General features: G+C 57.3%; 11 protein-coding genes. 4 read left to right on the forward strand and 7 right to left on the reverse strand.

What is annotated here, in order from left to right; translation table 11 throughout:
• Window positions 1-6: 6 nt before the first annotated feature.
• The 3 genes from GLP52_RS11845 to GLP52_RS11855 are packed head-to-tail and all read left to right on the forward strand — an operon-like array spanning window position 7 to window position 2384.
• Window positions 7-663 (forward strand): ABC transporter ATP-binding protein, encoded by a 657-nt coding sequence (locus tag GLP52_RS11845; RefSeq protein WP_237272491.1) that lies wholly within the window; start codon window positions 7-9, stop codon window positions 661-663.
• 24 nt (window positions 664-687) lie between these two features.
• The gene (locus tag GLP52_RS11850; protein ID WP_237272492.1) at window positions 688-1590 is read left to right on the forward strand and encodes a sulfotransferase; all 903 of its coding nucleotides are present in this window, start codon (window positions 688-690) and stop codon (window positions 1588-1590) included.
• A gap of 29 nt (window positions 1591-1619) precedes the next feature.
• Complete coding sequence (locus GLP52_RS11855; protein ID WP_093732725.1) at window positions 1620-2384, forward strand: ABC transporter permease; 765 nt, start codon at window positions 1620-1622, stop codon at window positions 2382-2384.
• 21 nt (window positions 2385-2405) lie between these two features.
• Here GLP52_RS11855 and GLP52_RS11860 read toward each other — a convergent pair whose 3' ends face one another.
• The gene (locus tag GLP52_RS11860) at window positions 2406-4895 is read right to left on the reverse strand and encodes a calcium-binding protein (protein ID WP_093732726.1); all 2490 of its coding nucleotides are present in this window, start codon (window positions 4893-4895) and stop codon (window positions 2406-2408) included.
• Window positions 4896-5011: 116 nt separating this feature from the next.
• Window positions 5012-6403: a DUF2793 domain-containing protein gene (locus GLP52_RS11865; RefSeq protein ID WP_237272495.1), complete on the reverse strand. Its 1392-nt coding sequence runs from the start codon at window positions 6401-6403 to the stop codon at window positions 5012-5014.
• A 271-nt stretch (window positions 6404-6674) separates the two neighbouring features.
• On the opposite strand from GLP52_RS11865, the gene idi reads away from it, so the two are divergent.
• Window positions 6675-7193, forward strand: a complete 519-nt coding sequence (gene idi / locus GLP52_RS11870; RefSeq protein ID WP_237272496.1) for an isopentenyl-diphosphate Delta-isomerase — start codon at window positions 6675-6677, stop codon at window positions 7191-7193.
• Here the strand turns inward: idi and GLP52_RS11875 are convergent.
• The 5 genes from GLP52_RS11875 to GLP52_RS11895 form a co-directional block, all read right to left on the reverse strand.
• The gene (locus GLP52_RS11875; RefSeq protein WP_237272497.1) at window positions 7190-8593 is read right to left on the reverse strand and encodes a hypothetical protein; all 1404 of its coding nucleotides are present in this window, start codon (window positions 8591-8593) and stop codon (window positions 7190-7192) included. The two genes, idi and GLP52_RS11875, sit on opposite strands and share 4 nt — an antisense overlap.
• Window positions 8594-8619: 26 nt before the next feature.
• On the reverse strand, window positions 8620-9393 hold the full coding sequence (locus GLP52_RS11880; RefSeq protein ID WP_093732730.1) for a methyltransferase domain-containing protein: 774 nt from the start codon (window positions 9391-9393) through the stop codon (window positions 8620-8622).
• On the reverse strand, window positions 9390-9794 hold the full coding sequence (locus GLP52_RS11885; RefSeq protein ID WP_237272498.1) for a GtrA family protein: 405 nt from the start codon (window positions 9792-9794) through the stop codon (window positions 9390-9392). The genes GLP52_RS11880 and GLP52_RS11885 overlap by 4 nt, the downstream gene beginning before the upstream one ends.
• Window positions 9794-10744, reverse strand: coding sequence for a glycosyltransferase family 2 protein (locus GLP52_RS11890; RefSeq protein WP_093732732.1), 951 nt, complete (start codon window positions 10742-10744; stop codon window positions 9794-9796). Before GLP52_RS11890 ends, GLP52_RS11885 begins: the two co-directional genes overlap by 1 nt.
• Window positions 10745-10924: 180 nt before the next feature.
• Entirely contained in the window at window positions 10925-12169 is a 1245-nt protein-coding gene (locus GLP52_RS11895) for a polysaccharide biosynthesis/export family protein (protein WP_237272690.1), read from the reverse strand.
• Between the last annotated feature and the right edge of the window lie 83 nt (window positions 12170-12252).

Here is a 12252-nt window from a genome sequence, read left to right on the forward strand (position 1 = left end):
TCGCCAATGATCATCCTTCGAGATTTAACAAAAATTTATAAGATCCGTGGTCGTCGGAAAACGGTTGCATGCGGTATGAACGCCGTCTTCCCGAGTGGAATATCGGTGGGATTGCTGGGCCGAAATGGAGCGGGGAAATCAACGCTCCTCAAACTTATCGCAGGCTCTGCCGATCCAACGTCCGGACACGTGATCACCAAAGGACGGACTTCATTCCCCGTTGGCTTTGCTGGATCGTTCCATCCCGACATGACGGGGGCACAAAACACGCGGTTTGTAGCTAGGATCTATGGTGCAGACACATCAGCATTGATCGACTATGTCGCAGATTTTGCAGACCTTGATATTCATTTCCATCTGCCTTTTCGCACCTACTCCGCAGGCATGAAATCGCGTCTAGCTTTTGGTGTGTCCATGGGGCTCAAATTTGACACATATCTTATTGATGAGATTACTGCAGTCGGTGATGCCCGTTTCAAGCAAAAAAGCCAGCAGATTTTCATGGACCGGCTTTCCACAGCAGGGGCCGTTTTTGTTAGCCATGCCAATGGGATGCTGCGCGAACTATGCACTGCAGGTGCTGTCATCGAGGGGGGCAAGCTGACATACTTTGATGACGTTAACGATGCGATAGCACATTATAAATACAGTACAGCCAAGTGATGACTTGATCCCAAGGCGTAGCATATGGCCCCACCCTTCCTGCCCGAAACCACAAAGTTGGCGTATTGCATCGGCGCGCAAAAGGCTGGGACGACATGGCTGTATGAGACGCTGCGAACCAGCAACGAAATACACTTTTCACGCAACAAGGAACTGCACTATTTCGATGTAATCTCTGGTAAAGCTGAACAGGTCTTCAGGCTTCGCATTAACGCAGTCAAGACTTTGGCGAAGGAACTGATTTCGGAGCACGGCAAAATAAACAGAAGACGGCTTCAAATTCTGACGGAATTGACGGATCTTTTGTCCATATACACCGATGATGAGGGGGATCATGAGGCATATCTGACCTACCTTTTACAAGGGTTCACCGGACAACGAGTAATCTGCGATATTACCCCCGCCTATGCAATTCTTGATGCTAAAGAGTTTGCTGAGATGGGCAAGCTCGGGCAGGCATCTTTTATCTTTATCATGCGAGATCCGATCGACCGTATGTGGTCACAGATCAGGATGGCAGTCAGTTCAGACCGTTCCCAGTTCAGTGATTTCCAACATGCGTGTGAGGTACGAGCCCAACATCTGATCGATAGCAATAGATTGGCCAACCTAGAGCGGGCAAATTATCGTCGCACAATGTTAGAACTTGAGGCAGCTATACCTCGTGACCGGATCAAATATGCCTTTTACGAAGATCTTTTTCATGTCCGCACCATGCGAGATATCTGTACCTTTCTGGAAATAGCGCCACTGACACCTAAAGCTGGCCTTCGCAGCAACACCGGGCGTCACGCTATGCTGCCCGAGGTATTGAAAGAACAATTTCGCCATGCCTTCTTTGCGCAGTATGCATTTATCCTGGACCGTTTTAAGTCAGCAACCCCAGCCAGATGGCACATTAACTTTTCGCCTCAGGGCATGGGTTAGTGAAGTTAAACTTGCGTCATAAACGAACGATGCTTTTCGCAACGCCCCGCATAATTTCTGCGCTCATTTTGCGTGAGATCGGAACAAGCTACGGCAGATCCCCGGGGGGCTACCTTTGGGCCTTGGCCGAACCGGTTCTGGGAATTGCACTTCTAACTGTCATTTTTTCAATCGGTTTCCGGACACCTCCAATCGGCGTAAATTTTCCACTTTTCTACGCGACCGGGTTGTTGCCTTTCTTAATGTTTGTTGATCTCAGCAATAAGGTTGCGCAGGCCATTAATTATTCGAAGCAGCTACTCGCTTACCCCAGAGTGACCTTCATAGATGCTCTATTGGGTAGGTTTATTCTGAATTTTTTAACACAGTTTCTTGTGGCATTTATCACTTTAGCTGGTGTTATATTGTGCTTCGACACACGGGCAGCACTCAACTTTTCACAAATTGCGTCCGGGTTGGGGTTGATCGCCGCATTGTCGTTTGGCCTTGGCACATTCAACTGCTTCATGATGTCTATGTTCCAGATTTGGCAGCGCATTTACGCAATCTTCACGCGACCGCTTTTGCTGCTTTCTGGCGTCATTTTCGTGTATAGCACGGTGCCCGAACCCTATCGCGGGTGGCTATGGTATAATCCTCTTGTTCATATTGTGGGGCGCGTGAGGGCCGGATTCTACCCCAACTATGACGCACCTTTTGTCTCCGTATCATACGTTTATGCCATATCAGCATTTTTCGGTATATTCGGGCTATTGCTTCTCAGACGCTATCACCGTGACATCTTAGAACGCTAGAGGACCGCATGCGGTGGTCCGCTAAAAGGATTCGAAATCCCCTTTTAAGTCGGAAAGGTCAGCCACACCCATTAGGTCAAGCGTCCTCCCACTACCGAAATCCAACGCGATATCCCCGCCATCACTTTGGCGAGCATACGATTGCAGCAGTGTCAGGGTAACACTGCCTCCCCCCCACAAAGTGGAGTCCAATGCGAGTGTGTCAATTCCGGGCTGGAAGCTCAAAATTGTATCTTGGCCCGACCCGTAAATAAATGAGTCCGCGCCAATCCCGCCCGACAGAATATCGTCGCCCGCGCCTCCATCAAGCGTATCACGACCGGCGTTTCCCTTCAGCAGATCATCGCCATCGCCCCCTATGACCAGATCTGACCCATTGTCGCCCGACAGCGTGTCGTTTCCTGACCCTCCGTTAACTGTATCGTTATTGATCCCACCGGCCAAACGGTCATTCCCGCTGCCGCCTTGCAGCACATCAGCGCCCGCATTTCCAAATATCTGGTCATTCCCACCACCGCCAAACAGGTGATCCGCGCCCGCGCTCCCCTCTAGTCGGTCCTTGCCCGCCCCGCCCCACAGGCTGTCCGCGTTCAAGCCACCGATCAAATGGTCGTCGCCGCTATCGCCATAGATTTTATCTGCACCGTTGTTTCCTATTAACGTGTCGTTCCCGTCGCCACCACCTAGCGCATCATATCCATCCCCCCCGGTCAGCGTGTCATTGCCATCGCCACCTCGGATGGTATCCCACCCGATGCCCCCCCAGATCTGATCCGCATCGGCGCCCCCGTCGATCAGGTCGCTGCCGGCGTTGCCATAGATCATGTCGGCACCGCCTTCGCCCAAGAGTGTGTCGTTGCCGCCCCCCCCGCTCAAACGGTCCTCCGACCCGCGCCCGCTGATATGATCGTTTGCACCCTCCCCCACCAGAGTATCTGACTGGGGCGTCCCGACCAGCACCAACGGGATTGGCGCGGCTGGTGCGGTTGACGTGTCAGGCTCTTCTGGCAGGATCCAATTGGGCATGAAACGCGACTGCCCGACCACATCTAGGGATTGGATGTCGCTGATGCTAAGGGATTGACCGTTCGACGTTTTAATCACCAATTGTTCGTCACCGAAGGACAGAACGGCACCGTCACTAGTAGAGACAACCGACAGCTGCGAAGCATGCCGCAGAAACGGCCATCCGGAAAGATCGATGCTGTCCTGCTTAATATCAAAATCAACAATTGTATCTATGGTACCATCTGAGGACAGAACAAACCGATCACGACCAGCACCGCCAGCCAGCGCGTCTGCGCCCCCACCGTCACGCAAAATATCGTCGCCCTCACGCCCCGATATTTGGTCCCCTCCCGCCCCGCCGGACAACAGATCATCCCCCGAACCCCCACTAATCGTATCCCCTTGCCCGGTCCCTATTACTGCGTCGACACGGGTAGAGATATCGACCGTGAAAACGCTTAGTCCCGCTTCTGCCCCTGACGCTACGGCAAGGTGCAGCACATCACCCATGAGTGAAAAGTTAATGGCTGAAACAGCATCGAGGGTGCTGTCCTCCGTGTCTTCAATCGAAACAAGATGCAGCAACCGTCCGTCGTCCAACAGCTCGAACACCGAGACGCCATCGTCCCCACCCGCAGCCGCGAGGTACGCGCGGCCGTTGTGCGCCACGGTTTCAATCACATGTACACCGTCAAAACGCGTCGCCCGTGTATCGAGCACATGATCGGTTAAGGTTAACGTACCATCCGGCGCGAGCTTAGCGACGCTAAGAGATGAGCTCCCCGCGGCGGCCAATACTGCAAATCCCTGCCCCCCGGCTTCGACAAATGTGGTCGCTATCGGCACACCGATCCCCACGCCCTGCTCCGCCGCGATGCGGGAAACCTCTTGGGGGACACCGTTTTGGTCAATTTCGTACGAAACCAATGCGTTATCTTGGGCCGACGCCGCCAGAAGATAGGGTGTCCCGCTCGCATATCCGACGCTCAATCCGGTGAGACCTGCCTCTGATCCGGTACCGCTTTCGCTTGAAATCCGCGAAAGGGTTCCGTCATCGTTCAACCGCCATGCTCCGATGCTATCGGCCCCGCGCACCAGACCGTACAAATAGCTTTGGCCGTTGGCGTCCAGCATTTCGGTCCCAAGCAGTTGCGCTGGCATGTCCCCCCCGGTCACGGCGGACGCCTCTCCAAATCGACCATCATTGGTCAAGCTTACCCGGGTGAGCGCGGCATTTTCCGCACCTGTTAGCAGCAATGCCCCTTCAACAACTTCAATCTTGCTGGTGACACCAGCCTGCGTCCCCCCCCCAATGGGGCGACTGTCCAGAAACCGTAGCCCCCCTGCGTCATCTATACGATAGGCCAGTAAATCACCGCCCCCAAAACGCGAGGTCGTGTATAAAACCGACCCGCCAGAGGACTGTACAACAGCCATATCCGTTACCCCCGTCAGCGCCAGATCCGCCCGGCTGGGTAGCGTGATTAAGTGGTCAAGCTCCATCGTTTTGTCCCCGCATTGGTGTTGCGGGGACCAAGATGCGCTGAAGGTCTTAACGGTGGCTTCATGATTTATGGCGGCATTATGGTTCTTTCATACAATTTTCGGGATTTACGCGCTTAGACATATATACCGCCGCTTTGGACGCTGCCCGCCGTATCCCCAGGCAGCACAATACCGCCACTCTGGATCACGCCCTGGGTCGCCACATCAAAGCGCTTTCCCGTGGCCGCCCCCGCGAAACTATGCCCGCTAAAATCCGCCTGTCCCGCCATCGTGCAGATCGCAAAGGCAGTGGTGAAATTTGGCGTATTGGATAAGGTTAGAGCCTGAACACCGCCCCCAAGCACTGCCCCCTGCGACAGCCGCAAGTGATAGGCCGCGCCGCCGTCGATCGCGTAAGAACCGCCCCCTTCTAGCCGCCCGCCCACGAGATCAATATGCCCGCCAGCAGTACCAAAGGTGACCTGATCCACCTCTAGCACGCCACCGGACAAGACGCGGAGTGTCGGCTCGGTGCCGGACATCTCCAGCCTTACCCCACGCAGCTTCAGCCGTCCCGTGACCAGCTCCATCGCAGCCCCCGAGGAGGTCACGGTCACAGCGTTGGGGTTGGTGACATTACCAATAATCTCAATACCGCCGCCCCCCAACGGAGCCATGATCCCAACCGGCACAGCGCCCAGATCATAGACACCATCGGCAAGCTGCACCGTCACCAGATGCCCGCTCCCGTCGACATGCGCTACTTCCGTCACTGCACGGTCGAGCGTCGCAAAGGCACCCTGGCCAGCGGCCTGGCCGTCGCGGGTATCGCTTCCCAACAGCGGATCGACATAGTAGGTGCGCGGGCCGGTCAGCATCTCGCGCCAACCCGAAACCGGGGCCGTCACCCGCCCCGTCGCCGCTTCGATCCGCAAGGCTTCGGCCCAGCTGCTGCCGTCCGCGCTCACCTTGAACGTGAAATCATCGCTTCCCGCAGTCCCCAACTCCGCACGCCCGCCGAATCCGGTTTGGAACAACAGACTGGCGGTATCCCCCGCCGCCGCTTTGTTTATCTTGACCTGATGGCCGGCACCGGCATGGTTAAAAAGCACCGCATCCGACGCCACAACCAGCCGGTTATAGCCATCGGGGGTCGCGCCCACGCCCAATTGCGGCACATCGCTGAGACTGGGCACCGCCCAGCGCGTCCCGTCATACACAACATGTGCTTGGCTCGGACTGACAAGCGCCACCCAACCGGGCAAAGCTGCGATGAACTGCCAAGCACCATCTACAAAAACCGCTATCTCGTGGTCATGCCCGGCCCAGTCTGCCTGACCGTCTGCCGCCACAAGAAATCGGTCCCCCTCCGATGCTGTCGAAGGCGGCACCTGCTGGGTATAGGATTGCACAGCCAGTTGAACCACAGCATCCAGCAATCGCAACGCCTCGTTATGGGTGACATGCTTTTGGGCCTGTGACGGCTGGATATACGGCAGGGCAAGGACGGGGGACGTATCGGTCATATGGCGGCTCCGGTTTTGGTGAATTCAATCGACCGACACCCTGCGGCATTTCGGTTAACACACCCCTGCACCACCGCACGGCACCAGTGGTGGGCGCGCCCCAAGACGCTGGCCCTGCCGCTTAGGAGCTCGTAGCGCCATTACGCATCCAGCGGCTGACATTCCGTGCGCGACCCGCTAGACACTTGCTAGCAAGGATCGGCCAACTGGCCACAAGGACCAGAACAGCGGATATGACACCACCACGACGCGACCAGAACAGGGCAGCCATATGACCACGATGATCCCCGCCTGGGTCAACGGAAGGCTCTCTCCCGTCGAAAAGCTGGAGGTCCACGAGCGCGGCCTGCGCCACAAGGCGATTTCGGTATTTGTGATGCGCGGGCACGAAACGCTGATCCAACGTCGGGCGCTTGGGAAATATCACACCCCCGGCCTTTGGGCGAACGCCTGCTGCACGCACCCATTCTGGGACGAACCGGCCCTGACCTGCGCTAAACGGCGGCTGGACGAAGAGCTAGGGATCACAGGGCTTCGGCTAGAGCATCGCGATCAGGTCGAATACCGCGCTGACGTGGGCAATGGCCTGACTGAACACGAACTGGTAGAAATCTATGTCGCCGAAGCTGTCGCGCTGACCGATGTTACCCCCAACCCCGCAGAAGTGATGGACACCGCCTGGGTCGATCTGACCGAACTGGCCCGCAAGACCCGCGAAACGCCAGAGCACTTCACTCCCTGGCTGCGCATCTATCTTGCTGACCATATGGACAGCATTTTTAGTGATTAGTCCTCAGCGTCCTTGGCTGGTTTCGGGGTGAAGACCATCAACAATGCATCGTCCTCGCGCAGCAAATGCACTTCAGCCCCGCTTGCGACGATCTCGGGCCGTGTAGGGCAGTCTTTTGGCGCTTCGACGCAGGCGACAGCAGTTTTGCCGGTCAGCTGCTTCAACCGCGAGGGCAGCGCTTTGTAGGACTGTATACCCGCCTTCACCCCCGAGGCGATTTTCGATGGATCGCCAAAGATATAGACCGGCCCTTCGGTCGCCTGCACCTCCTGCGCCCAGGTCTTTGTATCACTGCGCCAGGCATTCGCCTGACCATAGGCCAGAAACAGCTGGATAAACCAAACACCGATGATCAGCAGCAGCGCATTACGCCCCAATCTACCGGATAGACCCTCCTCATCGCTCAGCAGCTGGACGGCACGTACGGTGGTCAGCGCAAAAAACACCCAGAAAAAGATGAACGCCCGCGGCGGTACGATCACACCAAGCTTCAGCGCCTGAGCCACCACCAGCGCCAGCCCGATGGCCAACCCAGCCCCGAGATAAAGCGCCTCAAGCGGCGCGCGTTTGCGCAGCACATTCAGCGCCAGAATATACAGAAAGGGAATAAAGCCGATCAACGGCGGATACCCGATGCCTGTGCGGTTCAGGAAAAGCATCAGGCTCTCCCCCAGTTTCGGAAGGTTCGCGATCATCCCGCCAAGCCCGTGCCCGGCCGTCGGCTCACGCCAATCAGCCACGGGCACGCCAAACACACCATGCACCTGCCAGTTCAACGTATAAACAGTCAGGACCGCCACGACAAAACTGGCGCAGAACAGCACCAGTAATCCCGCAAGATCGCGCACTGAACGGACCCGCGTGCGGGCAATACACACCGCCAGCAGCAATAGCGGATAGGTGGTATAGGCCATAAAGCTGACAATCACGAACAGCGGCAACAACCTGCGCAACTGCGTACTAGAGAGATAGCACGCCAACACCGCAAACAGCGTCACAACGGCCAGCCCTGGTATCAGCGTGTTGAACCAAAGCGAGATCAACATCTCGGACGGGCAAACCAGCACGAGCAGGGCCAGAACGACCGTGAACCACCGCGACGCGTCCGGCCCTAGTGTGGTCACCGCAAGCGCTGCCACGAAGCCCGCCCATAGGCTCTGATACAGGGAAAAGTTCAACCACGCGGGCGTCACGATCTCGCGCAGGTGCCAGATATAATTCAGCCATCGCCCCTCGTGCAGCGTCTTGTTCCAGAACACAGGCGCATCGCCGAAAAAGGCAGGATAGTCATCATGGCGGATCATCGGGTCCAACAGGTTTTGTCCCGTCAGCAGAAAAGCCGCCGCCAGCGTGATCCAGAACATTGGCGCAAGCTGCACCCGTTCGGCATCAACCCGCATCGCCGACCGCTCCCCGACTGCCGCCGTCATACAGCCGCGCGACCCACAGTCTTTGCCCGACGGGCCCGCAGCGCCAAAACCAAAGCCCGCGCCTGTGCAATCGCAGTGACTGCACCGCGTGGCAGGGTCTTTACCACGGCCAGACGTAACCGCCAAACCAGACTGCCCGCGTTTCCGACCTTCTGACCTGCAGGGACCTCGGTCGCAAGGATCTCTGCTGGCAACCCGTCGCGACCGGCTGCATTCACATAGAGGATCGCGTTATAGCGATACCAAGGCGCGATATCCTTGTTGTCCTTCAATGCGGGGCGCACGCAGTCATAAGCGACATAGCCCTTCGCGGCGAACAGCTCTTGCCAGAAGGACAGGGGTTGTTCGTTTACGTGAAACTCTCCGCCTTGGCCCGTGACCGCAGCAGAAAACAACACCCGATCCGATGCGCGGGTCAGACTGTCGACCAGAACCTGCGACGCTTCGGTCGGCAGATGCTCCCCGACCTCAAGGCTTTGCGCCAGATCAAAGCGCCGGCCCGTCTCGACCGGTTGGGTCAGGTCGGCCGCCATGAACTGCTCGGGCGCGACCGCAAGCTGCGCCCGATCGACATAGTCCCCGTCAACGGCCAGCACATCACCTGCACCGCCTTTGCGCCATTCATCCATCCAAACGCCGCGCCCACTGCCCAGATCAATAACCGAAGATGGCTTGAGCAATGGAAACAGCAACGACACAAACGGTTTGGCCGACGCGCGCGCGCTTTGGTTGATGTAGTCGAAAAACGTATCGCTATAGATATGGCTCACGATGTGTACTCCTTTGTGGGGTGCGGCAGGGCGAACACCCAGAGGGTCATCAAAATAAAGTTTTGCACCGGCAAGTACAGCGCGACAGCCAGCGCCGCGGCCCAGGCAGGTACGCCCAATGCCTGCGCGAAAGGACCCGTCACAAGCGCCGACATCGCAAAGCCGCAGCCGGTCATGATGGCAAACTTTGTGATCTGGCTGCGATCGACCAACCGGCGTTCAAAGGTGAACAGCGCGTGCCCGATATATTGCAGGACGATAGCCAGGAAAAACGCCGCGGCATTCGCTTCTACTTGCGGCAGCCCCGCCGCCAAAAACGCCGGATACATCACCACATAGGACGCTGCAGTCACAGCCCCAATGAGAGCAAAACGGGCACATTTATAGTCTAAAATAGGCATTATGCGCGCAACCTTTTCACGTCAGGGACCATATCGCGGGTATCGTCGCTCACGAAGTACAGCGGCCGATCCTTGGCTTCGACGTAAAGGCGACCGATGTATTCCCCCAGAATTCCCAGCGTCAACAGCTGCGCCCCCGAGAAGAAGCTGACTGCCAGCACCACCGAGGCCCAACCGGGCGCGGTCTGGTAAACGATCAGCGAATAAATCACATAGACTGCCATCAACGTCGCCATCAGCAGGCTGACAAAGGACAGACGTGTCGCGAGCTTGAGCGGCTTCGTCGAAAAGGCGGTCATCGCGTCGATGGCAAAGCGCATCATCGCGCGGAACGGGTATTTGGTCTCTCCCAAGGCGCGTGGCGCACGGATATATTCGATCCCAACCTGCTTGAACCCAGCCCACGCAAACATGCCACGAATAAAACGGGCCTTTTCGGGCATCGCCAGAACAGCGTCGAGCGACCGGCGGTTCACCAGACGAAAATCGCCAGTATCCTGTGGGATCGGCACATCAGACATGGCGTTCAGGAAGCGGTAGAACAGATGCGCCGTGGCTTTTTTGAACATCGTCTCGCCCTGACGCTCGCTGCGCCGGCCATAAACCACGTCAAATCCGCGATCCATCATGAACATCATATCCACCAGCAACTCGGGCGGGTCTTGCAGATCGGCATCCAGCATGAAGATACGTTCACCCTGCGCGGCCTCAAGCCCCGCAGTCAGCGCGATCTGGTGGCCACGATTGGCAGACAGTTTGACCCCCACCAATTGCGCACAGCTTGCTTGGGCGACCTCGATCGCTTTCCATGTGGCGTCTGTCGATCCGTCATCGACGAGAATGATCTCTGCACGGTCTTTCCAAGGCGCGATGGCCTGCGTCAGCCGCGTCACCAAACCCGGGATCGAGGCTTCCTCGTTCATGCAAGGAATAACAACAGAAAGATACATTTCACACCGCCTGAATAGTTGACCTCTTTAGGGGTAATCAGGCGATGTGGCTGAAATAGGGCACTGATTGGTTCAATTTACGGAGACCTCGACGACCTCAGAACCCATCCGGCCATCCAGCCCCACAACGCAAAAGGCCGGACATTTCTGCCCGGCCTTTGCTAGTCAATCGTGGTCAAATCAGTTGCTGACGGCGCTCCCCACGCTTAGGATCTGTGGCAGAATTTGCGAGACAGCGCGGCTCCATTTGGTAACGGGCTGTTGCGCGATAAAGATGATGTCATCGGGGCGCAGCTCGAACTTCGGAGCCAGGGCAAAGTTCGCCGCATTACGAGCATCAAGATGCCATGCCGTGATCGCCCCCAGCTCGCGCGGATCAGACGATGCGCGCAGAACATACACTTGCGACACATCACCGGTCGACGACGCCACGCCACCTGCATCGTACAATGCGTCGGCCAGACTTGCTTTGCGTTCAAACGGCAGCGCAAAACGCGACTGCGTCCCGACCTCACCTGCCAGATAAACATATTCGCGGTCGTCAGCACCAAGCTCGCGACGCGTCTGATAGTTGCTGCGTGCCTCCTCTAAGCTTGAACGACGCAGGGACACCTCAAACTGCAGCTCTTGCAACGCAGAGGCACGGGCTGCCTGACGCGCTTGCACCAAGGTGATCTGTTGGGCGAAATATTCCTGCGCGCGGACCAGTTCATATGCCGTATCAACGAAAATCGCATCGCCGGGCAGCAGGCGCGTCTTGGTCAGGCTGGCGCGGGAATAGAGCTGCGACAGAGGAATCTGGTACAGCGTGCCATCGCGGTACAGACGGATCGAGGCATAGTCCTGATCTTCGACCGTGATCCCGCCTGCAGCGGCCAAAGCCTCTTCCAGATACAGCGGCGTCAACGTCACCGGCACAACCGTTGGCTGCGACACAGCACCGCCGATAGAAACACGCCGCGAATTGAATTCAGAAATCTCGAGGCTGAACGTCGGGTCAATCTGGTTCTCGACCAGACGCTGGAACAAGGCAGCCTCGGCGTCCTCGATGGTCAGACCGGCGATGCGCACGCGGCCCACGTCGGGAATGTTGATCGAACCGTCATCCTGCACAGTATAGCCTTGGCGCGAGTTTTGCGCGGCCAGCAGCCCGGACAGTTGTTCGACCGATCCAGCAGCACGTGGCGTGGCCAGCAACACGACATCGCCGACACCAATTTCATAGGGGCCAGGATCATTTGCGGGGGGCAAACGCAGCTCAAGCGCGTTAGGACGGGTTTGAACGTCAAGCGTGGGCGAAGGCAGCGCCCCGGTCCCGCGCAGGCCGGAACCGCTTCCGGCAGTACGCGAAAAGACAGCTGGCAGGCTTTGCGGCGCATAGGCAGATCTATTCGCCTGAATGACAGTTTCAGCGGTCAGGTTCAGCACGCGTACGTTGGTGCCGCCTGCTGCGCCCTCTACCACCTTAGGTGTTCGGTAAACCGTACCACAGCTTGCAAGGGCCAGAC

This window comes from Sulfitobacter sp. M22, assembly GCF_021736025.1.
Taxonomy (GTDB): domain Bacteria; phylum Pseudomonadota; class Alphaproteobacteria; order Rhodobacterales; family Rhodobacteraceae; genus Sulfitobacter; species Sulfitobacter litoralis.